The following is a 22,781-nucleotide window of genomic DNA, read 5'->3' on the forward strand; positions in this document are numbered from 1 at the left end:
CGGCGCGAATTGTAGTACCATGAGTTTCGGCGGATACGTCGTTTAGCTCGCATGATGTAAATCGCGTACCTTAGAGCTCAGTTGCCTTTCAAATCGCTTTGTGGGTCGGTCAATGGTTGTTTACCGCTCATGGCGGTCGCGTCGGTTACAAATCCGATCTTAGCTAGTGCGTGGTCTTTTAATACGCCGGCTAATAATTCAGGTCCTTGTTTGAATGCACCGCTTCAGCAGTCTTCAGCACGCCCCCGGTGAAACCCGCGTCCTTCTTCGAGGAAGATACCGGCGCCATTTGCGCGTCTATCACGGCCCTATGCTCTGGCCTGATGGTGATCGCCTGCCGGACGAGTTGATGCTGCGGCTGCTGCGCGCGGTGGAGATCACCCACGACGCCGATATCGACGCTGCGCGGCGGACCTACGAAGCTGAGCGCCAAGAAACGGAGCCGAGTTTCGACACGCTCATAGCCGATGGCTGGCTTGCCGTGTCGTGGGGGCGCGTTTGGGCACCCCGGGACTATTTTCTGGCCCTGCGCAACACCAAGGACTTGCCGGCCTTGGCTGGCCTACTGACGCGCCGGCATAACCAAGCATTCTTGTTTCAAAATCCTACTGTCGGCGATCCCGATATAGGCTCTCTTGCCGCCGATATTGAGGCAGGCCGCAAGGACCTTCACCACCTGCTCTGTCGGTCGCCAAGCTGGGTCGCAGCCCGGTTATGGGATGGCCGAATGAAGGTCGAGCTCAGTCGAGATCTGAGGAATTGGACCGATCGCTGGCAACTCCTGGGAAGACCCGAGCTGGTATGCTGGCAGGCTTGGGACGAAACCGACGCTGAGGAATTCCGGTCCGGCGCCCTAGCTGTTGTGGCGAATGAGGCGGGGTTTTCCGTTTGGGCGAATTTCGAGGCGGCGGTTCTTCGCAGGCTCTCGCTGCCTCATAGGCAACGACCGGCCTCGTACACCAATTATGCTGGCAAGCTGCCCACTACCATGGTGGGCCGCGCGCTTTGGCTGCGCCAGCCTCGGCTGGAGGCGCTTGCCTATGAGATGTTGGCCGCAGACGCGCTAGGCCTGATCGGGCTACTATGGCTAGAGGTCGTCCACCAGGAACTTGGCACCGGTCCGGCCGCGCGGGCCGTCGTGCTATTGGAATTGGCGGTCAAACACCCAGAACTGCTGGTCTCCCTGTCCTTCCAGGTTCAGCAACACCCCCAGCTGCTGGCCGACGTTGCACTGTTTCCACCGACGACCGCACTGGCATGCCTCTGGATCGCGCAATGGCAAGCGCCATCCGGCGGATGGGACCGTTCGCTCAACGATGCCGACGACCAGCACGGCAAATCGGCGGCCTTCACGGATACGGTGTCGTTGCTCGGTGAATTTCTGGAGCAGGGAAAAGCCGATCCGGCCGAGGCCGCAGCGCTTCTGAAATGGTGTCACGACAACTCCGACGGCGGCTTTGTCGACGACGCGACCGGGTCCGACACCATCCTTGCGGCGCTACGCGATATCGTCGCCCGGCAGTCAGGCGAAATTGCTCGGACGATTTTGGCCGCTCTGGTTCACGATATTCCGACCAATCCGGCAATCGGCAGTGGGGCATTTGCCGCCGCACTCGATGTGATCAGCGTGTGCCACCTCGAAGACTGTGGCGATACTTCAGCATTGATCGCGGCCTATACCGCGTCATTCCGGGAGAATACCTATCGCCTTGATGCGCGGCGCATCGGATTATCATCGGCTGCGGCGCTGTACCGCCTGTCGGAGAAGGCAGCCGGTGGCGCGAATAGTTTTCTGTATCCCTTCGATGTCCCGTCTTGGCTGACCAGGGGCGCCGCCGAAAATACCAATCCTTACGCGCTAGTCGATGACATCGGGCGGGCGCTCCGCGCGCACATCCGAATTCTTTGTAGGGCAATTGCCGGGCTCGGTACCGAAATCCCCGGCGGCCTCGTTGATGCCCTAGTGCATGCCATTGCAGCCGGGGCCCTAGACGACAAGGTCAACGGCCGCGTCGATGCCTTTGCACCTCGTTTTGAAGTCTCGCCTTCCGGACGTACGGAGCGCGACCGCGCTCTCGCGGCGGATCTTGCCATGGTCCTCCCGCTGCTGCCAGAGCCGCAACGGCACAGCATGCTTCAAGCCGTGCTCGGGACCAACGAACCGTTGATCCTGGCCCAGCTATATCAAATGGTGTCTGTTCCGGACCAAAAGGCGGTCGCCGCACGGATCAGCCAGATTACCCCAGATACCGCAGCCGAAGTCCGCTCCTACGTAGAAGTCCAAGCACGCATCAATGCGCTCTTGAATGCCAATCTGGCCCAAGCCGCCGCCCGCTTCATAGACGCCGAGGCGGATGTGCGGACCTTTGGAAAGGTTGGCGGCCGCGAAGAGGAACAAGCGCGCTGGAAGCTTCGCTTGCTCTATACCAGCCAGGACTGGGATGCCATCCTGGCGACGCCCGATCCGCCCACCGAAGCTGGTGTCGACCCACGCGCAGCCCGCGACTCTGTCCGTTTCTTCAAAGCGATCGCTATCCTCAGCAAGCCGGCCGGCGACCCCGAAGCTGCCGCATCGATGTTTCGTGAGCTTTTCCAGCGAAACCACCTGTCGGCCTACGCCAGCAACGTCTTCGCATCGGAAGTGGCGGCTGTCCTCAAGCACAATTCGTTCGGCCAATTGACTGGCGCGCAAGAGCGACGCGCGCGTGATGCGCTGGTGGAAGTCGACACCATGATCGCGCAATGCCGCGCGGTCGGGCAAGACGAACAGGACACGATCGCCCTAAACAAGGCCCTTCTGTATTTGGGCCTGGAAGATCCAGATCAGGCGCTTGCGCTCCTTGATACCGTCAACAAGGCAGAGCGCAATGACAGGGTCGCTGCCTATCGCGCATTGGCGCTGGCGCAGCAGGCGCATGCGGGTGAAGCAAGCGCAGCCCTCGCGGAAGCCCGCGACGTTTTTGGCGACACCCCCATTCTTCGGGATGTGGAGGCATTTCTAGGAGCCGGCGTCCTACCCCACGGACCGACCGTTGCACTGAGCTTGGACGCCTCGACGCGCCAACAGATCAAAGCCGCCCTGTCCGATCTAATGAGGCTGGACCCGGCAGCCCAGGCCGAAATCCTGTCCCCCAAACCCGAACCGCTCGACGCAGTGATTATCGATGTGGTGCGAGACGCATGTGCGGCACTAACCGGGTTGATGCCGATGTTTCCTGATGCCAGTGAGAAGCAAGACGAAGACGATTATTCCGCGGTGCTGCGCGAGCTTATTCAGGTCCACGTCAACACTCTTCTGGGTTGGTCCACGCGGGACCAATCCAAGGCTGGCTACAGCGCCAAGGGCAATCCAGGCGAGCCGGATATTCTGCTGCAAAAGGGCGGATCGACCCTGGCGGCAATCGAAGCGGTGATTTGCGATCAGCCGGTGCACCGCGAGAGTGTACAGCAAGACCTGACCCGCCACTTCACAAAACTATTCACCTACAGCACAGGCACATTGTACTTCCACGTGACCTACGTGTTCGCGGACGATCTCGAGCCGATTTGCACCTATCTCTGCAGCTGCGCGCACGCCCCCCCGCCCGGTATAGCGTATGATCGGCAGGAGCGGTTGGCGATGTCGGGAACTTTGCCCTTAGGCTTTGTCGCGCGTTATCGCCGGGAGGCGGAAGAACTCAAAGTCGTCTTCCTGATCCTCAATATGGGCCAAACGCGTCAGAAGACGGCGGCCAAAACAGCTGGGGCGCCCAAGGCTAAGGGGCCAACAAAGAAGAAAAAGCCGCGTGGCTCCAAGGCGCCTCCTTCAACATCAACGACCCAGGAGTGACAATCGCACCGCTGCAAGGCTTCTTAGGCTCAGCAAAGGAAAGCTAACGAAGACTTCGCGGTCGGGCGGTAGGGCATGCCTGTCAAGTGACTACTCAGCAGTCGATAAGCGCGCGGCATTCTCACTTCGCCGATTCCAAACGACCCGCGCGCGCGTTTGGCCATCGGAGAAGAATACCGCCACCGGGATCGGTTCCGCCAACCCAGGACATTCGATTTCACCACTCAGAAAGTCCTGCGGGTCTTCGTCCTTGGTTTTGCGTGCCCACAAAGCCCCCAGATCGGCTGCACCGCTAAAAATGCGATAGGCGGGAGACTTTCGGCTTGTTTGGTTGTCATTCCGAGCGATGTGGATCTTCACCCATTGGGCTAACAAAAATATCGAGCCAGCCCAACCGCCATCACGCGTCTGTGTCAGTGTTCCTATTTCCGCCATTGCGTTCTCCTTGGCTGGTTGCTGAACCTCCCACCCCATTCTCCCCGCGACGTCTACGAGATCGCCGCATCGGCGCTTCTGATACCGCATTCAACTCACCGCTCTTCATCGCCTTCGCAAACGCACGGTCGCTGTCCAAGAAGGCTTCAATGATGAATGGGATGAGTTCATCGACGGGCTCGCCCTCGCCGCCATAGGTGGCGCGATAGCATTCGGCGTATTGCAGCAATCGGCGATGTAGGTCCGGCTTCAGCGTGATCTTGAGCGAGACCGGCATGCGATCTGGAAGTTTAGAAAGTTTCAGGTCCATGCGAGGTCACCCATTGTAAGGCTGGAGCAGCATGTCTTTATTCAGGATCACCCGAAGTGGCCAACCTGGGCGCACGGTAATCGTTGGCTGGATGTTGAGGTCCTTTTCGACGATGCGTTGGCCAGCTTGGCTCGTGTTCTCTTGTGCCGATTGCCGGATGGCCGCGACGAGATCGCTATTGTTTCCGCCAAACGTCATTTGGGTGCCGACGCCGAGCAGCGTTGACATGGCGATCCCTTTGAGCAGCGTCCAGGTGTGATAGTCGACTTTGTCCTCAAGGCCGGCATACCCCGCCGCATCCGTCGCGGGGAGGTTATCGATCTGGATTGAGGTGCCATTCGGCATGACGATCCGCTGCCAGACGACAAGCGCCCGCTTCTGCCCGAAGGCAATCACGCTGTCGCTCGCGCCGATAAGGCGGCTCCCTCGCGGCAGTAATAGATAGTGCCCTGCCGCAGAGTCATAGGTATCTTCAGTCACTTGCGCGACCACCGTACCCGGGAGATCGGAATTTAAGCCCGTAATCAAGCTGGCGGAGATGATCGTGCCGGCGAGAAGCTCATAGGGCGAAACCGGTGTTTGCAAAGCATGCGGATTGAGCGTGGTCTTGTCCGGCTTACCGCTCACCAGATCGAGCTTGCGGCCTTGGTTATTGGGATCGCGGGAAGGATCGAGATTCAGCCCGCCAGCGCTCGCTGCGATGCCAGATGCCTCACTCGGCAAAGTCGAAGGTGTTCCAGAAACCGCTGCATTCGCTGCAACGCCCGCGCCACGGTTCGATGTCTGGAACAAAACACCGGCTTCGTCTGCTTGACGGGCCTGTTGCGCTAAGCGGATGCGCTCAGCGCGCGCGGCGTCGTCCTCCGGATTGGGCTTAAAGCTATCACCGCCCGAATTGATCCCTACGCTCCTTTCGCGTGCGAGAACGGCTGGCCCCAAATCGCCCGGCAACGGCGGCCCGAGTTTCACTTTGTCGTAGCTGGGCGGAAGTGCTGCCACAGCATCGGGCATCTTCTTACGGCCGGTATTGTAGAGCTCCGGATCTTTCTGGTGATGGCTACCGCTTGCCCCGCGCAAGGCAAACCATGTCGCCGCAAAGATCGTAATAGCGCCGAAACCTGCGATCCCGATCAGCAGACCGCGCTTGAAGCGGACAACTCTGCGCGGCTGCGCTCGTAACACCAGGGTTTCGGGATCAGTCTTGGGCGGGACATCGGGAGGGGCTTGATCGCTCATGGTCAGTCCCCAAACAGAGAATGGCGCGTCTTCTTGCCATCGGTGCGGCTGATGCGGACAACTTGCTGCTTGTCCTGACCCAATCGCAGCTCCGCGGCGCCAAACAGGCGGTCGACGACATAGTAGTTGCCGCGCACCCGATAATTGACGAGTTCGTTGCCGCCGTCCTGCCCCACCACAAAGAGCGGCGGACTTTCGCCTTGGTCGATACGGTCCGGAAACTGGATGTAGACCTTGTGCCCATCATCGAAGGCCCGGACAGGCTTCCAGGGCGGGCTGTCGCCGGAGATCACATAGCGGAAGCTGAGATTCTCCAGTGCGAGGCCAGATTCTACGACCGCCGGAGCGGCTGGTGCAGGTGTATTGCTGCTCTTTTCGGTAACGAGGCCGCTGTCGGGATACCTGAAGGATACCGCCGCCATGGCGACGCGGTCAGTGCTCTGTAACGCGAAGTGATAGGTGCGCTTGTTGGTCAGGATGATGAGATTGGTCTTGAGATTTGGGGCAAAGGGCTTGACCAGCACATGGACCTGCTTGTCCGTCCCGGCGCCGCTGGCGGTATCGCCAACGGTCCAACGTACCGTATCACCCGAAGAGATTGCCGTGAGTGCTTCGCCGGGCTGAAGCGCGATGTCGCTGACCTGCTGTGGCGTGGCATAAAGGCGATAAAGGGCGTCCTGCGAATAGGGATACACCTGCACCGCATTGAGAAAACCACTTCTGGTAGGTTCATGGAGCGCGGCTTGATTGGCAGCCTCAACACGCTCTGTCGGCGGGGTAAGGTCGGGCTTCTCGACCGGCGTTCGCGGCAAGACTGGCCCCACTACGGCACCAACAGCGACCTGCGACACCACGGGCTTCGGAATCGGGGCACGCAACTCTTTGGCCGGTCTGTACGAGGCCTCATCGTAAGTGATAGCCGGTGGTGGTGTTCCATCGGCGCAAGCGCTGGCAGACAGAACCACAACGAGAAGAACGGGGACTCGCATGGAGCACTCCTTACAGTAGATCGTTGGGAGAGAGTTCGCGCGACCAGTTGATGCCGTTGACGTAAAGGCCGAGTGGATTCTTGCGCAGAACATCGGCGTTGGCCGGCGGTTTGGTAACGACCGATAGGATCGCCGTCCAATGCTCGGCTTTGGCGAGCACATCATGCTCGTAGGTCTGTTCTCGCCATTTCACTTGGAATGAGGTTTCCGAGACCCGGACCACGCTCGTCACCTGCACAGCAACGGTCCGCTCACCAACGTGGGTAAACGGGTTGGTGGCTTGGGCGAAGCCGTCCAGAAACACCGAGCCGTGGTCGGTGGCGAAATCATAGGCTTCCAGCCAGTTATTCCGTACCACCACGGGATCGATCGAAAGCCCACGGACATCAGTGATGAATCGCGCCAGGAAATAGGCGATCTGTGCATCGGTCGGCCGATAGCGCGCATCGGCCGGCGTGACAGCTTGGGGGGCGCCTAACCGATCGACCTCCACCACGTAAGGCACGACCCGGCTTTGCATGGAGAGCCAGATCATTCCGCCGGCGAGCAGTCCACAAACGCCTAAGGTGCCGAAGGCGGCCATTCGCCAGTTCTTTGCCTGCACACGGGCTGAGCCGATGCGCTCGTCCCAGATTTGGCCCGCCTTCTGGTAAGGCGTGACCGGTTCGGGTGTCTGGCCATAGCGCTGGATTGTGCGTTTGAACATCATTACTCCTGACCGAGATCGGGCGCGGCGCCGTGCATGGGACGATCGCCTTCCCGGATGGCGTGGTGGACAGCTTGAACATGGGCATGGCGCTGTTGGGCAGCACGCAGGCGGCGGGCCCAGGCGGGTGGCGTCGCGCTGGCCCCGCCGCCACTCCCGGCATTGCCGTCAGCAGGACCAGCTCCGCCGGAAGAAGATGGTGATGTGGCGGAGCCACCGGTGGCGCGAAACGCGCTGCGTGCGCCGGCTGTTGCACTGGCACCAAGGTCTCCAGTGACCCGCGATGCCGCTCCGCGCGCCGCTTGATAGGCAGCCCCCGCACCAGCTTTGGCAACACCAGCAAGCCCTGCCCCTACCCCGGCCATACCGGTTTGGCCCGAGGCTGCACTGCCAAGGCCATAGGCAGTCGCGGCACCAGACGCGAGCGATGTTCCCGCCCGAATGGCAGCAAGGCCCCCGCTACCCAGGGCACGCATCGCGCCAAAACCCGCAGCGCCCGTAAGCGCGGCCCCACCAACAAGGGCCGCACCGGTCCCAAGCACTGCGCCGGCGCCAAGCTGCGGTGCGCCGGATACCAAGCCGCTGGCGATGGCCGGTCCAAAAATCCCAAGGCCAAACAGAGCGAGCGCCGCCAGCACCAAGGTCATGGCATTGGCGAGAGTCGGATCGCCGGGGAGACTAGCAGTGAATGTGCCAAAGAAGCTCGACCCAATACCGATGATGACGGCGAGCACCATCACCTTCACACCGGAGCTGACGACATTGCCCAACACGCGTTCAGCCAGAAAGGACGTCTTATTCCATAAGGCGAACGGCACCAGGACAAACCCAGCCAAAGCCGTGAGCTTGAATTCCAGGATGGTGATGAAGAGTTGAACCGCCAGAATAAAGAAAGCGAGCACCACAATGAACCAGGCACCCACCAGCACCAGAATCGTGACAGCGTGGTTGAAGACGGTCGTGAAACCGACGAGCTTGCCCGCTTCGTGGAGCAAAGGCCATGCCGCCTCAAAGCCAGTGCCAGCGAGCTTGCCAGGGCGCAATAGGTCCGCCGCGGTCATGGCGCTATGACCGGCATGAAGACCGAGCTGCGAAAACGAATTGAAAACAATCATGGAAAGCGCCGAGAAATTATTGATGATGAAGGCAAAGGCGCCGACGTAAAGCACCTTCTTGATCAATCGAGCGAAGATGTTCTCCTCGCCATCGAGCAGCCAGAACAAAGCAGCCAACGTCACATCGATGCCGATCAGGATCGAGGCGAGGCTCGCCACATCGCCATTGAGCAGGCCAAAGCCGGAATCAATGTAGGTGATGAAGGTGTTCAGAAAGCTGTCAATGACGTTGAAGTCCGACATAAGCGCACCCTAATGCGATGTGTAGGCCCTGCTGCTGCCAAGAAAGGTCGAGAACTCCGACTGCGCAGCAGCTTCCGATTCCGCATTGCGCGCTGCTTCGAGCGCGGAGGCGCGATACTGAGCGGCCATCAGATTCTGGAGCTGAAGCTGTTGCTTGGTGGAAAGCGCCAAAAGCTGGTTGGTCGCCTGCGTCGCCTGCAAATTACCGACCGCACCTTGGGAGGCGTTGACCAAACTCGTGAGCGTGGTGGAGTCCGACTGCACGTTTTGAACAATTTGGGCCTGGACTTGGAGCGCTTGCTGAAACGCATCCATGGCCTGCTGCCAGCGGGACTGGGCATTGGTTGCGAATGTCGCCGTCGCCGTCCCGACCGGATAGCTTCCCGGGTACAGAGACTTCCATGCTGCGGTGGTGGCCTCCACGTTGAAGGCGATACCCCGCCCTTCATCCATGAGCGTCGAGATCCCAGTCAGCCCAGAGATCATCGTCGATAGCTCCGACGTGCTGAGTGAGGAAAGATCCTTTCCCATATTGAGGAGCATGTTCGCTTCGTTCTGCAGCGAAAGGATCTGGTTGTTTACCTGCTGCAGGGCGCGTGCGGCGGTTAGCAGATTCTGGGCATAGTTAGTGGGGTCAAAAACGATACCGCCCCCGAAGACCTGTGCCTGCGAAGGCACCGTGACAGCACCAATACCAACGGATGTGGCAAGCAGAATTGCGGCGAGTTTGCGCTTCATGGTGTGATCTCCACGTTTGGGGAATAATCGTCGAGCAGGGATGCGGCCCAACCAAGATCGCGGGCTTTGAGGAATTCAGCAGCAAATCGCTCGTCTCCATGTTCGGCGAGGAGATGGTCGATCAGCGTTTGGCTCGCGGAATCGGAGGCGCCACAGAAGGCAAGTGCGACGGGACCAAGACCCAACTCAAAAAGGCGGTTGCCTCGGCGCGATTGCAGGTAGTAGTGCCGCTTGGGCGTGGCACGGCCGATCAGTTCGATCTGGCGTTCATTGAGGCCAAAGCGCTCGTAAGCTTCCCTTGCCTGCGGCTCGACTGCCCGGTCATTGGCGAGGAATATCCGTTGCGGACAGGATTCGATGATAGCCGGCGCGATGGAACTACCGGCGATATCCGCCAACGACTGTGTGGCGAAGACCACCGACACGTTCTTCTTGCGAAGCGTCTTCAGCCATTCGCGGATACGAGCGGCAAACAGCGGGTCATCCAGAAAGACCCAGGCTTCATCGAGAATCAGAAGGCTGGGACGCCCGTCAAACCGTTCCTCCAGTCGGTGAAAGAGATAAGTGAGAACTGGCATGACCGCACCCGGCTCATGCATCAAACTCTCTGTCTCAAAACATTGGATGGCGCTGAGGACCAGTGTATCGAGATCGGCATCCAGGAGCCGCCCGAAGGGACCTTCCAGCGTGTATGGCATCAGCGCCGATTTGAGCGCATTGGATTGTAGGAGGACGCTGAGGCCCGTCATGGTTCGCTCGGTTTCAGGAGTGAACGCCAGATTGCTCAAAGCTGACCACAGGGTTTCTTTGATCTCCGGGGTAACTGCGAGGTTTTGGTGGGCCAGAAGCCCGGCCAGCCATTCGGCGGCCCAACTCTGTTCGGCGGGATCATCAATTCGCGCCAACGGCTGAAACGCCAAAGAGCCATCCGAGCCGAGATTGTGATGCGCTCCGCCCATCGCCAGCACTGCGGCGCGCGCCGAGCCGCCTTTATCGAAGATGGTGATCTGAGCGTCTGGATAGCGACGAAACTGCAGCGCCATGAGCGCAAGGAGGACAGATTTGCCAGCCCCGGTCGGGCCGACGATCAGTGTGTGACCGACATCGCCGACATGCAGCGCAAAGCGGAACGGCGTCGAGCCGACCGTCTCGCCCAGAAATAGTGGCGGGCCATTGAGGTGCTCGTCCCGCTCGGGGCCAGCCCAGACGGAAGAGAGCGGGACGAGATGGGAGAGATTGAGGGTATGAACCAGCGGCTGGCGCACATTGGCATAGACATGACCCGGTAAGGATCCGAGCCAAGCCTCCACACCGTTGATGCTCTCCCGAATGGTGGTGAAACCCGCACCGTGAATGACGCGTTCGACGGCCCGTAGCTTGTCGTCGGCTCGGCCGGCATCTTCGTCAAAGACCACCACGGTGGTGGTAAGGTGGCCGAAGCTGACATGATCGCCGCCCAAGGCTTGCAAGGCGAGATCGGCATCCACCACCTTATTGTCGGCATCGGAGTCGAGAAGCTGGACCGGCTCGTTGTAGAGCACCTCGCGCATTAGGGCGGTGATGGACTTACGTTTGTTGAACCATTGCTTGCGCAGCTTGGTGAGCGCCTTGGTCGCCTCGGTTTTGTCGAGCGCGATGAAGCGCGTCATCCAGCGATAAGGAAAATCCAGATGATTGAGGCCGTCGAGAAGTCCTGGCCGTGTCGCGTTCGGAAATCCAAGAATGCTGAGGGTGCGCAGGTGCAGGCTACCCAACATCGGCTCAAGGCCGCCGCTCAAGGGCTCGTCAGCCAGAATGGCGTCGAGGTAGATCGGGATTTCAGGGACAACGATTTTTTGGCGCTGGCCTGACACCGTGCCGTGCAGATAGGTCAAGGTTTCGGCGTCGCCGAGCGCGCGGACCTCGGGCATGATCCCTTTGAGGAGATCGAACACCCTGAGACATTCGGCGTCGAAGGTACTTAGTTCCTGGCGCCAATCACGAGGATTTCGCCCTTCCCGCTCCACCAGCGCGCGTTCGGCGCCAGCAGCCACATCGGCCGGCGGCATATATAATAGAGTGAGGACGTAGCCGTTCTCGTAATGATCCCGGAGGCGGAACCTCGGCAGAGGCCCTGCCTCCGGGCTTGTTCCCTGGAAGGCTTCCCGCCGTTCCTCATCCACGATCCATGTGGCGGCGTCGGGAAACTTCGAAAAAGGATAGTCCGGCGCGGCGAAGCGCTCGGACTCGAAGAACAAGGCCCAGCCCGAACCGAAACGGCGCAGCACATTGTTGAGGCGGGCACAGGCCGAGACGAGTTCGGCTTCCGTGGCGCTTTCGAGGTCTGGGCCGCGGAAGCGAAAGCTCTTCTGGAACGAACCGTCTTTATTGAGGACGATCCCTGGGGCAACCAGCAAGGCCCAAGGCAGATGGTCGGCCAGACGGTTGGGATGGGCACGGTATTCGGCAAGGTTCAGCATGAAAGCCATGCCTTCTGGCGAAGGTGCCTTGCCAATACGATCGCGAAATCCGGATCGCGCTTGGCAGCGAATACGGCGAGCGAATGGCCCGCTACCCAAATAAGAACACCGGCGAGCCACATCTGAAGTCCGAGCCCCAGCGCGGCGGCGACGGTGCCGTTGACGATGGCAAGGCCACGGGGCGCTCCGGCCAAAAGGATCGGCTCGGTTAGGGCGCGATGCAGCGGTACTTCAAAGCCTTCGATCGCGCCGCTCATGCAATGAGCGCTCCGCCGCCGAAGGAAAAGAACGAGAGGAAAAAGCTCGAGGCGGCAAAGGCGATGGAAAGGCCGAACACGATCTGGATCAGCTTACGAAAGCCGCCCGAGGTCTCGCCAAAGGCCAGCGTCAGGCCGGTGACGATGATGATGAGGACGGCGATGATCTTGGCGACGGGCCCCTGCACCGAGTCGAGGACATTCTGCAGCGGGGTTTCCCACGGCATGCCGGTACCGGCCGCCCAAGCGCAGGGCGCTGTCGCGGCTAAGGCAAGGATAGCGACGGAAGCTCTGATAGAGACGCAACGAATCTTCATGGGAAAATCTCCATTCATGACGGTTGATTGTTGAGGACGTAGTCGCTGTTGGAATCCAATCCATGCATCTCGGCGATGGTCTCGATCCGGCGGGCCATGCCCCTGCCCTCGATGAAAACGACGAGATCGATGGCTTCCGCGATCAGGCGCCTGGGAACGGTCACGACCGTTTCCTGGATCAATTGTTCGATGCGATAGAGCGCTGCCCGCGCAGAATTGGCATGCACCGTGGCGATGCCGCCCGGATGACCCGTGTTCCAGGCCTTCAGCATGTCGAGAGCTTCGGCCCCACGAACCTCGCCGACGATGATCCGATCAGGACGAAGGCGGAGCGTCGAGCGCACCAGGGTCGCCAGAGTGGCAATGCCCGGCTTGGTCCTTAAGGACACGCAATCAGGCGCGGCACATTGAAGTTCGCGCGTATCCTCCAGAATGATGATGCGCTCGTCGCACTTGGCCATTTCGGCAAGAAGGGCGTTGGCGAGCGTGGTCTTGCCGGAACTGGTGCCGCCGGCGACCAGAATATTGCGGCAATCCGAAATCGCCCGCCGCAGTATCGTAGCCTGGGACGGAAGCAGGATGCGATCGGCGACGTAATCATCGAGGCTATAGATCTTGGCGGCGGGCTTGCGGATCGAAAAGCACGGCGCGGTGGAGACCGGCGGCAGAATCCCTTCGAAACGCTCACCGCTTTCGGGAAGTTCGGCACTGACGATAGGACTTTCGGCATGAACTTCTTGCCGGATGTGAGACGCCACCAGTCGGATGATGCGTTCTACCTCTGCCGCACCCAAATGGGTATTGGTATCGACGCAGCCCTCGCCCAGCCGGTCGAGTCGCAGCGCCCCATCTGGATTGACCATCACTTCGACGACGGCGGGATCGGCCAAGGCAGCGGCTATCTCTGCGCCCATAGCGGTACGCAGCATGGTCCGGCGCCGCTCCAGCGATTGAGGATTAAATATGCTCATGGCCGCTTCTCTGGCTCATGACCAAAGAGTTCGTCAGCCACACCGCGTCCCGACACGCGGCGCCCCACCAGTTCGATGAAAGCCTGAAAGCGTTCCTGGGCGAGCGCCCGGGCTGCCGCCTGTTGTTGCTCAGGTACCGGCGGCAACACCGAAAAGTGAAACCGCACATAAGAGGCCAACGTCTCGATCAAGACACGCTGATTGCGCTCTATGCGGCCAAGCTGGGTCGTGATCTTGTCAAGCCGCTGACGGAAAGCCTCATCGACCGGCTTTGCCCCGCCATGCGCAAAGTGGGCTCTCAAGGCGTCGGCAACGATGGCGGATTTGGAGCTGCCCGGCTTTTTGGCTAGCCGGTCCAACTCTTCGGACAGTTTTGGTTCAAGATAGAGATTCTGCCGGGGCTTCATGATCAGAACTCCGGCATCAAATCGTGGGATGGGCGCGACTGCGGTTCGCCGTTGTTCATGCCATGCGCCTTAGTAACGGTGCTCATGGCATGGCTGTCGGAAGCTGGATCGTCGTCGTCGGTCAGCGTGGGTTCGACTGTGGGAATTTTCTTTGGGGTCGCTACCGCATCCCAAAGCTCGGGCTGGCGCTGCTGATCCGTCCCGCCGGCGGCCCCAAACTCCTTGTCGAGGGGCCGTGATAGCTCGACATGAACGGTACGGACCTGCCCGCTCCAGTCGTCACGTCGCGGGGGAGGACGATCGCGATAAGACTGGAGGGACAGGTCCGGCGTCGCTTCGACGCGGCGCAGAAAATTGCGGTCTTCGTAATAGCGAAGCTTCTTGGCTTTGATCGGCGCGAGGCCTGAGACCATCACCAGTTCGTCCGACGGCGGCAGCTGCATGACTTCGCCGGGCGTCAGGAGCGGGCGCGCCGTTTCTTGTCGGCTCACCATCACATGGCTCAGCCACGGCGCCAGCCGATGACCGGCATAGTTGCGCTGGGCGCGCAGTTCGGTGGCCGTCCCGAGGGAATCCGAAATCCGCTTGGCGGTGCGCTCGTCATTGCTGCTGAAAGCAATGCGAACATGACAGTTGTCGAGGATGGCGTTGTTCTCGCCATAGACCTTGCTGATCTGATTAAGGCTTTGGGCGATGAGATAGGCCCGGATGCCATAGCCCGCCATGAAGGCAAGCTCCGCCTCGAAGAAATCGAGCCGCCCCAGAGCTGGAAACTCATCCAGCATCATGAGGAGCTTGTGGCGAGGAGTCTTCCTCGGATCGCCCTCGAGCTTTTCGGTGAGATGGCGGCCGATCTGATTCAGAACCAGACGCACCAGCGGCTTGGTCCGCGAAATGTCGGATGGCGGCACGACCAAATAGAGCGACACCGGGTGTTTGGCATCGACGAGGTCGGCAATGCGCCAATCGCAGGCCGCGGTGGTCGTGGCCACCACCGGATCACGATAAAGCCCCAGGAATGACATCGCGGTCGATAGAACGCCGGAGCGCTCGTTCTCGCTCTTATTGAGAACTTCGCGGGCTGCGCTGGCCACCACTGGATGAACGACGGGCTTCTCTTTGGAGCCGAGATGATTGGTCTCCATCATCTTGCGCAAGGTGTGCTGGAAGGAGCGCTGCGGATCGGAAAGGAAGGTTGCGACGCGCGCGAGGGTCTTTTCCTCTTCCGCATAGAGGACGTGAAGAATTACGCCGACGAGAAGCGCGTGGGAGGTTTTCTCCCAATGGGTTCGCCGTTCCAAAGCCCCTTCCGGGTCGACCAGGATATCGGCGATGTTTTGGGCGTCACGGACCTCATTCGGGCCTTTGCGCACTTCGAGAAGCGGGTTGTAGCGGGCGGAACGGGGATCAGTCGGATTGAACAAGAGGCAGTGCGAGAATCGTGAGCGCCAGCCCGCGGTAAGCTGCCAATTCTCGCCCTTAATGTCGTGAACGACGGTGCTTTCGGTCCAGGATAAAAGCGTCGGAATGACAAGGCCCACGCCCTTACCGCTCCGGGTTGGGGCAAATGCCATCACGTGCTCTGGCCCGTCATGGCGGAGATAGCGTTCGTTCACTCTTCCCAGAAACACGCCGGAAGGGCGGAACAGGCCTGCGCGGGAAATCTCGTGGATGTTTGCCCAGCGAGAGGAACCGTACGTCGTGACGAGCTTGGTCTGCCGCGCCCGCCACAAAGAGCCGACCATCGCAACAGCGATCCCGAGGAAGCCGCCTGACGCGGCGATCACGCCGGCGTGGTTGAAGAGCTCGGGCGCGTAAGCCTCATAGGCATACCACCACTCGAACAAGCGCCAAGGGTAATAGACGGGAACACCGAGCAGAGGGAACCATGGCGAGCCAAGCCGCGGCTGGTAGCCAAGATGGAGTGCTGCCCATTGCGTGGCAAACCACAAACCGCCGATCACGACAGCAAAAACGATAACTATCTGGCCTGCGAGAAACTTGGTTGGCGTCATCGCCCGCTCGCGTGTTGGTGCGGGTCAATGAATCGTTCGAATGCGGTTTGGGCTCAATTGGCCGCGTTATTGCTCATTGTTGTTCTTGATGGCTCTCGTGAACCTACACCAACGTTCCGTACGCAATACATCTTTTTTGTGGTGCGGGATTCGATGATCGAGTAGAATCAACCATCCGCATTTCACATGCGCCATTTGCGATCACATTCGAGAATGCCAACCCGCAACTTGCCTTGTGGCTGAAGGAGGATTCGATGGGAATCGTCGGAATACTAGCCGGGCTCGGCCTGTTCTTCGTCCTTCTGTGGAACTTTGCCATCTATGCTCTGCCCGCCGCTATCGGGATCTCGGCCGGGTGGTGGTCCCTCAACCATGGCGCCGGCATCGGCTGCATTGCTGTGGGTATGGTCGCGGGTGTGGCAGTCTTCGTCGCGGGACGCGCGGCGCTTATGAGCCATAATCTTATTCTCCGCTGGCTGGTAATCGCGCTATTCGTGATTCCCGCAACCTGGGCTGGATATGGCATCGTGATGGAGTTGACAGGAACAGGAGTGATCCCCTCGCCAATCTGGCGCCATGTCTTTGCGATCGCAGGAGCTATCGTGGTAGCCGGCACTGCGGCCGCGCGGCTGATGGGACCGGTTGATCGCAGCCAATCGGCTTGACGCGCTTTATCGCGATCTGATTTGTTCGATGTTGTTCTTTTTCAACTTCGTCATATGCACTATCGTTGCATGATCCCGATTGAATGGGATGTCTCGAACGTCATGCCGCCCAGAAAGCTGTGCACCGTATTGGCAACAACCGTACAGGCGGTACAATGAGTTATTTAGCCTACTCCAACATCGACGCTAATAAAGATGACTATTGCTAGTGAGGATGGGGCCACGCTGGCCAGCAAGGATTTCGAGGCCGAATTCGGCGGCAAATATTCTGTGCTGCGCTACGCCAAGGGCGCTGTGGGTTGCGAAGAGCAATACTTCGGTCGCAAGGGTCGCTGTCGGTTCTGTGACCAGACTGATCCCAAAATGTTTCGGCAGGTTGCTCATCTAGTTCCTGAGGCATTGGGCAATACTTGGCTATTTTCAAATGACGAGTGCGATACCTGCAACGCCATCTTCTCCGAATATGAGGCAAACTTGGTTGATGCTATCCGTCCCATTCTGACAATCGGCGGCATGGCTGGAAAAACCAACAAGGTCCCTCAAACGGGCCGCTCCGCAGGCAAGTCAGTGATCAAGCATACTGTCAGTGAAGGCCGACGGGGGTTGGCCTTTATGGCGACGGCTGGCGAGCCCGATCTTGCTATCAATCCGCTGACTAGCACAATGACAATCGGCTTTCCGGTTCCACCAATCCCGTTCAAGCCACGACTGGCCTACAAAGCCCTGGCAAAGATGGCATATGCGCTATTGCCAGATGCAGAACTCGTTCATTTTACGAAGCTGCGCGCCTGGATCAGGGATAAATCCGACACGGTGGAGTTTCCCTGTCTCGAGACAGGCCTCGCATTCGGGAGCCTAGGTAATGCGCCGAAACTGGTCAGCGCGGTCCTGCTCCAGCGCGTAGATCAGACTGACAAAACGCCTTACATCATCTTTGTTCTTTGCGCGGGATCGGTGTGTTTAATGATTGATCTGATGTCAGACGACATGGAAGATCACCTTGATTGGGCCCCAATGGGATGCGTGAACATCAAATGGTCGGTCGAACTGGGCCCAAACAGTGAGGTGAGGATAGAGTACGATAGGTTTCGCCCTATGAATTGGGCCTCCGTTGAAAAGGCACCTCAGCCCGTGGAAAAGTTTGCGTTCCGGTTTAACCCTCGGACTTCCGAAGGTAGCTTCGAACCAATCATGCGCCAACAGTGGCGCTAGAGCTCGATTTGGTGAAGACACCCGACGCGAACTTCAAGGCTGGCCAACGGGTCCAGTCCTACCAGGTAAATTCTCAGACTTAGAAGTGGCGTCTACGACTAACAACGTGGCCCTAGCTACTAGAACGGGATTTCGTCGTCCATTTCCTCGACCGGTATGGACAGTTTCGTATGGACTTGTAACGCCTTGGTCTGTGGCATCGGTGGCGAATTTTTCCGCAAGAACTGCTCAATAACGAACTGGTTGACGGCTCCGGCCATATGCACTGCAAGTTCGCCATAAGCGCGAGAGGGGGTGACCACGTTCTGACCTTGACCATGGCCGCCCAATTCATTGCGCAAGATCACGACACCTTGCAGCGCCTTTGCAACTGCCTTAGCCTTATCGGCCGGAATATCATCCATATTTCCGTCTTTGATGAACTGCGCAACTAGTTGCGTCGCATCTCCGGTCGCCATTCCAGTGGCTGCCTTCAGCGTGCTTTCCACGCTATGCGAGGCGTAGCTGATCGCATCGCGAATTGCCCCGTCGGTCAGCTTGTCGCGCGCGGTATGGAACTCATCTGATGCGCCCTTAAACTGGGGCCCGCCCAAGAGTTGAACGGTACGTTCCAAGACTTCACCATCCAGAAACTCAGAATCGATTTTGAAAAAAGCGCCATCAGAGAGCCGCCATGGGCAGCCGAAATCTGTGAAGGCGTCATTAATCGCGCGCTGATAGAGCGAGAGGTGGTCATCATCCTGCTCAGCCTCCACGATCTCCAATAGGTCCAACACGTCCGGCCCAGGTCCTGCGATTACGACCTGCTGGAGATCCAATGGCTCGCGGAATCCATCCCGGTAGCTATCTTTGCCCAGCAACCGAGAATAAGACGCCTCTGCCTGCTCCAGGATAGTAGAATTATGCACCCAGTTCGGATTGTCGTCCGTACTATAATATACCGGCTCATTGAACGCCCTCAGAGTCGACCATAGCCGGTGCCGCAAATTTTCCGGAATGGCTGGGGGTGTCAGGCGGCCATCGGACAGCGATTTGGCGTGGCGCAGCGAAAATGGGCGAAGCGAAATCAGCGGTCGGTCAGACATGTAATGCTCAGGCAGTGTCCGTGGTAGCCCATTTTGAAGCTTCACGAGGGTTTCATAAGGCCAGTATACTCGGTTCCCATTTGGTTCCCAAGTGGCCCTATTTCTCTAGCCCCTTTGCGCTCTTGTGAGAGAAGACGCTTTTGCCAGTGAATTGCTGCCGCGATGTTTCGTCCGCTTCGCGGCTTATCGTTTCGCGGATCCCGAATCCGCTATAATGCGGCATCCGAATCCGTTCCGGTGCTATTTTGGCCGAAGTTCACCCAGACGTTTTGACACTGCTCTCCCCACTTCTGGAGGGTCCATAAGTCCACTTGGACTACGCGCCCTGGCGCGCATCCAAAGGGACGACGGATCCAATATCTTCGAAGACCAGGCTGAAGGTAAGCGAATAGTGCGTGACGACACCCCTCGTGGGCGGGGCCTGCGACAACTCGATTTGTTATATGAAGCGGTGACCGTAGCACTCAAGCGCGAGTTAGAGCTTTGTGAACGCCTTACTGGACTTGCCCAACACTTCAAAATCGACGCAATAGATGTAATCCCCGACACCATTGATGAGCGATCGCTTCCGCAAAGCGTTGACCATTTACTGGATCCCGAACGTAGGGCTGCGATTGCGGCGTTCTTGGAGGTTTGGCTACAGGCCTGGGACCTGACGCGCGAAGCGATGGGGGCTGAACTTGGCGACTAAACCCAAACCGATCAATGCGGCAATGAAGAAGGCTTTGCGAAAGGCAGCGACGCATTTGGCGATCAAGGCCCCTGGTCTCACAGCTGAGAGCAAAGCCTATGAGGTTTGGCTGGCCTTCGAAGCAGCTTTAGCCCTGCATAATGCTGGCGCTATTGTGCAGCCACGCAACCATCACGACAGCGCTACCAATATATTCTACGTTCGTGGTGGTCCGGGCAACATTCCTTATATTCACTTAGCTGCCTCGGACGCGCCATGCCATTTTCTAATCGTCTGGAAGGGCGGGCAGCTTGAGTTGCACATTTCACTTAATCATCAGCCAATACTGCGTAACAATCGCCATGAACTCGACGTGTCGATCGTGCAACGTGCATTCGCGCATGCAGCACGCCATGATCCCAAAACAAGACCGTACGGCGGCCCACGTTTCATTGGTGTCGAACTAAAAGCTTATCAAGCAGAGAAAACGTTGGATAAGAATATCGCGCGGTCGTTAATTGGCTTAGCGCTTGATCTAGACCCCGGCGCAGTGGCGCCTACGGTCGAATTCAAAACTCGATCGGGAGACATCCTAGTGAGCGGAGCATTCCGGTCGCCGCAATATTTTTTGCTAACGACTGCTCAATTACGACCCTCCTCCGAAAGGCTACTTGCAACGTACGGCATCAAACACGGTGCGGAAATCCATCCAAATTCTCCTGCAGCTCAAATAGCGATAAATGATATCGTTGCTGCAGTTGAGACCCGGCTGGAAACGACTTGAACTCTTACACTCGAAATCAATCAGCGATCGGTGCAGGGGCGCGCACAGCCCCCTGATGATACAAGCTTCAGTGGCTGATCTGGAGAAGAGCATGCATTTTATCACCATTGAGAGCACGATCTCACTATCGACTACATGCCATGCATCTCCGGCCCGCTGCGCTGGCGGCCGAGTGACCAGGAGATCGTGTTCTCCCGCGCAATTCCGGAGACGGATTTTCCGAGATTGCGTTCCAGCACGGGCCGCCAAGGAACGAGCGTAAAGTCCCGGCTCCGTTCAACAATAGCAAATCGCCCACTCACAAGATCAACGGAACGGCGATAAACACCTTCGATGTGGTCGCCAGCCTTGGTTTCGCTATAGGCCAGCCGCAACTCATCCGAAAGCTGACCAGCCGCGCGCGTCAGATCGCGCCGCCGCAAGAGAGACAAAAGATTAGCACGATAGAGGGTGCGCCCAGCCTCGTCTTCTCGCGCCAGATCTTCTTCGATCAGCCATTGGCGACGACGCACCAGAGCGTCATTGAGATCACGGCCAAAACCTGCCTCGTGGATGGCAATCTCATTGCGGGCCACAAGCGTGCGATCCAACCAAGTGGCACCATCAGCCGTGACTTGGCGGTCGAGCGTGTTCGTGGAAAGGATTTCGAGCTGCACCGGTGCTAGGCGGGCTAGTTTGCGCTCGAACGCAGCGGCATTCTCCAGATGGTCTCGGCCAATGACCCAGGTGCCGTCCCGATCCCGCTCGACGTTCCCCACCAAGCGGCGCATCGCCTCTAGCCGGCGCACATGGGTCTCGGCAAAATCTTGGGTCGCGCTCGGATCATAGCGCAAATGAAGATCGATACTGTAGCGCCCTTCATTGGCCGAGGCGATATCTGCAATGGTGCGATCTACGTCCCGCGCCCCGGCTGGCTTGGGCCGAACAGCAATGATCGAGCCCTCACGGGTCGGATTGCCGTCATCGGCTTTACCAATCTCGACATAATGGGCCCGTCCATCGGCCGCATCGACGACAAGATAGAACCGGTCATTGATCTCATCGGATAGCCCGCGCGCCACTACCCGCCCGATCAAAGGCTTGGCGTCCTGTTCCGCCGGATCGTAGATCGCATAATCCTGAGCACCGCGCATGATAGCATTGCCAGCCATCTCGCGATGCAGCCTGCGAATGATATCGCCCCGCTCGCCCATCTGGCGCAAGGTGTTTTCGAGATCAGGCGCCAAACGCCATTGCCCGGGGCGCTCTTCTTCAGCCAAACCAAGGCGCTTCAGCTTTTGCAGCCGCCCTGTGCACAAGGTCTGCTGGAAGGGATCGCGCGGACCGGTCGACCGAACCACCCCATCGTCACCGACATCCTTCAGCAATCGCCGGTCGAGACTAGTGAAACGCTCTTGCTCCACCTCGCGCCGCAACCGGTCTTCGATCTCCAAATCGGTGCGCGGACCCAGATCGAGGGTGACGATTTCCGCGGCGCGTTCGCGAATGCCGTGGGAGATGTATTCCCGAGCGATGACGAGATCCTCACCTTTGTCATCCTTGCCGCGCAGGACGATATGGGTGTGAGGGTGGCCGGTGTTGAAGTGGTTGGCCGCCACCCAATCAAGCTTTGTTCCAAGATCGGCTTCCATCTGGGCCATTAGGCGGCGGATGAAGGGCTTCAGATCCTCATATTGCTCGGCATCTTCCGCCGCGACGATAAAGCGGAATTGGTGGCGGTCGCCGTCGCAGCGTTCCAAAAACTCTTTTCCATCCACCCGATCCCGTTCGGCACTATAGAGCTGACCCGGCTCACCCTCGCGCGTCACCCCATCGCGCTGGATATAGCGCAGATGCGCTTTGGCAGCGCCCAGACCCTTGCCGGCAAGTTTGGTGAAGCGCGACTTGGTCACGACCCGGCGCTGACGATAAGCGCCGCAACGATCCCGCGCTGCGAGCACCCTGCCGATCCCGGCGCCGCGACCGATCCGGCTGCCGTGAAACGTCCCTTTCCCCTTCGCGCTGCGGCCCGCGAGATTGGCGGTGTGCAACACGCGCTGCAAATAGCTCCGCTCGCGCGGAGCCCGGCTGCCGATTTTTCCGAGATGGGGTTCGAATTCGTCGTCGCGCATAGAAACTCCTTCCACGCCATCAACGCGCCGATCCCCGCAAACCGCAATTGGTGCCAAGACCGTCTAGCAATCTCAGCAGGTTGGCTGCCAGTTGGTGCCATGCTTCTCAGGCCTGGTGCCAAAATTCTCGATGTGCAGGCAGGAAAACGGCGCCATTTGGTGCCGGAGCTTTTCTCTTGCCTTCGCGCTCTTATCACCGGCGTCCCACCCCACGGTGCATCATTGTG

Annotated in this window: 20 protein-coding genes; 5 read left to right on the forward strand and 15 right to left on the reverse strand. The window is 59.0% G+C overall.

From position 1 onward, the window contains the following. Positions 1–289: 289 nt before the first annotated feature. Entirely contained in the window at positions 290–3,829 is a 3,540-nt protein-coding gene (locus FHS83_RS04325; RefSeq protein WP_167081263.1) for a hypothetical protein, read from the forward strand. Between the two features lie 90 nt (positions 3,830–3,919). Here the strand turns inward: FHS83_RS04325 and FHS83_RS04330 are convergent, their stop codons facing one another. Genes FHS83_RS04330 through FHS83_RS04390 form a run of 13 tightly spaced genes read right to left on the reverse strand, consistent with a single transcriptional unit; the run spans position 3,920 to position 16,027 of the window. Further along, on the reverse strand, positions 3,920–4,264 hold the full coding sequence (locus FHS83_RS04330) for a DUF736 domain-containing protein (protein WP_167081265.1): 345 nt from the start codon (positions 4,262–4,264) through the stop codon (positions 3,920–3,922). Beyond that, entirely contained in the window at positions 4,230–4,574 is a 345-nt protein-coding gene (locus FHS83_RS04335; protein WP_167081267.1) for a DUF2274 domain-containing protein, read from the reverse strand. The genes FHS83_RS04330 and FHS83_RS04335 overlap by 35 nt, the downstream gene beginning before the upstream one ends. A gap of 6 nt (positions 4,575–4,580) precedes the next feature. Next, on the reverse strand, positions 4,581–5,810 hold the full coding sequence (locus FHS83_RS04340) for a TraB/TrbI/VirB10 family type IV secretion system protein (protein WP_167081269.1): 1,230 nt from the start codon (positions 5,808–5,810) through the stop codon (positions 4,581–4,583). Positions 5,811–5,812: 2 nt separating this feature from the next. Beyond that, on the reverse strand, positions 5,813–6,799 hold the full coding sequence (trbG, locus tag FHS83_RS04345) for a P-type conjugative transfer protein TrbG (RefSeq protein WP_167081271.1): 987 nt from the start codon (positions 6,797–6,799) through the stop codon (positions 5,813–5,815). A gap of 10 nt (positions 6,800–6,809) precedes the next feature. Then, a complete protein-coding gene (trbF, locus tag FHS83_RS04350; RefSeq protein ID WP_167081273.1) occupies positions 6,810–7,508 on the reverse strand; it encodes a conjugal transfer protein TrbF in 699 nt (232 codons plus the stop codon). Further along, positions 7,508–8,863: a P-type conjugative transfer protein TrbL gene (gene trbL, locus FHS83_RS04355; protein WP_167081275.1), complete on the reverse strand. Its 1,356-nt coding sequence runs from the start codon at positions 8,861–8,863 to the stop codon at positions 7,508–7,510. Before trbL ends, trbF begins: the two co-directional genes overlap by 1 nt. Before the next feature lie 9 nt (positions 8,864–8,872). Further along, entirely contained in the window at positions 8,873–9,601 is a 729-nt protein-coding gene (gene trbJ, locus FHS83_RS04360) for a P-type conjugative transfer protein TrbJ (RefSeq protein WP_167081277.1), read from the reverse strand. After that, positions 9,598–12,060: a conjugal transfer protein TrbE gene (gene trbE, locus FHS83_RS04365; RefSeq protein WP_167085259.1), complete on the reverse strand. Its 2,463-nt coding sequence runs from the start codon at positions 12,058–12,060 to the stop codon at positions 9,598–9,600. The genes trbJ and trbE overlap by 4 nt, the downstream gene beginning before the upstream one ends. Further along, positions 12,054–12,317 carry a VirB3 family type IV secretion system protein gene (locus tag FHS83_RS04370; RefSeq protein WP_167081279.1) on the reverse strand — a complete coding sequence of 88 codons (264 nt, stop codon included), beginning with the start codon at positions 12,315–12,317 and terminating at the stop codon, positions 12,054–12,056. The genes trbE and FHS83_RS04370 overlap by 7 nt, the downstream gene beginning before the upstream one ends. Further along, entirely contained in the window at positions 12,314–12,634 is a 321-nt protein-coding gene (locus FHS83_RS04375; protein ID WP_243846187.1) for a TrbC/VirB2 family type IV secretion system protein, read from the reverse strand. The genes FHS83_RS04370 and FHS83_RS04375 overlap by 4 nt, the downstream gene beginning before the upstream one ends. A 14-nt stretch (positions 12,635–12,648) precedes the next feature. Further along, the gene (trbB, locus tag FHS83_RS04380) at positions 12,649–13,605 is read right to left on the reverse strand and encodes a P-type conjugative transfer ATPase TrbB (RefSeq protein ID WP_167081283.1); all 957 of its coding nucleotides are present in this window, start codon (positions 13,603–13,605) and stop codon (positions 12,649–12,651) included. Next, positions 13,602–14,012, reverse strand: a complete 411-nt coding sequence (locus FHS83_RS04385) for a ribbon-helix-helix domain-containing protein (RefSeq protein WP_167081285.1) — start codon at positions 14,010–14,012, stop codon at positions 13,602–13,604. Before FHS83_RS04385 ends, trbB begins: the two co-directional genes overlap by 4 nt. Before the next feature lie 2 nt (positions 14,013–14,014). Next, complete coding sequence (locus FHS83_RS04390) at positions 14,015–16,027, reverse strand: conjugal transfer protein TraG (protein WP_167081287.1); 2,013 nt, start codon at positions 16,025–16,027, stop codon at positions 14,015–14,017. Positions 16,028–16,281: 254 nt separating this feature from the next. On the opposite strand from FHS83_RS04390, the gene FHS83_RS04395 reads away from it, so the two are divergent. Then, on the forward strand, positions 16,282–16,692 hold the full coding sequence (locus FHS83_RS04395) for a hypothetical protein (RefSeq protein WP_167081289.1): 411 nt from the start codon (positions 16,282–16,284) through the stop codon (positions 16,690–16,692). Positions 16,693–16,887: 195 nt separating this feature from the next. Continuing rightward, complete coding sequence (locus FHS83_RS04400; RefSeq protein WP_167081291.1) at positions 16,888–17,904, forward strand: HNH endonuclease; 1,017 nt, start codon at positions 16,888–16,890, stop codon at positions 17,902–17,904. A 119-nt stretch (positions 17,905–18,023) separates the two neighbouring features. Here FHS83_RS04400 and FHS83_RS04405 read toward each other — a convergent pair whose 3' ends face one another. Continuing rightward, positions 18,024–18,989, reverse strand: coding sequence for an abortive infection family protein (locus FHS83_RS04405; RefSeq protein ID WP_167081293.1), 966 nt, complete (start codon positions 18,987–18,989; stop codon positions 18,024–18,026). 391 nt (positions 18,990–19,380) lie between these two features. Between FHS83_RS04405 and FHS83_RS04410 the strand changes: the two genes are divergently transcribed. Both FHS83_RS04410 and FHS83_RS04415 read left to right on the forward strand, forming a co-directional pair. Beyond that, the gene (locus FHS83_RS04410; protein ID WP_167081295.1) at positions 19,381–19,680 is read left to right on the forward strand and encodes a hypothetical protein; all 300 of its coding nucleotides are present in this window, start codon (positions 19,381–19,383) and stop codon (positions 19,678–19,680) included. Beyond that, positions 19,670–20,443: a hypothetical protein gene (locus FHS83_RS04415; protein ID WP_167081297.1), complete on the forward strand. Its 774-nt coding sequence runs from the start codon at positions 19,670–19,672 to the stop codon at positions 20,441–20,443. The genes FHS83_RS04410 and FHS83_RS04415 overlap by 11 nt, the downstream gene beginning before the upstream one ends. A gap of 131 nt (positions 20,444–20,574) precedes the next feature. On the opposite strand, the gene rlxS is transcribed toward FHS83_RS04415, so the two are convergent. Continuing rightward, positions 20,575–22,554 carry a relaxase/mobilization nuclease RlxS gene (rlxS, locus tag FHS83_RS04420; RefSeq protein WP_167081299.1) on the reverse strand — a complete coding sequence of 660 codons (1,980 nt, stop codon included), beginning with the start codon at positions 22,552–22,554 and terminating at the stop codon, positions 20,575–20,577. Positions 22,555–22,781: the final 227 nt, after the last annotated feature.

This window comes from Rhizomicrobium palustre (assembly GCF_011761565.1).
Taxonomy (GTDB): domain Bacteria; phylum Pseudomonadota; class Alphaproteobacteria; order Micropepsales; family Micropepsaceae; genus Rhizomicrobium; species Rhizomicrobium palustre.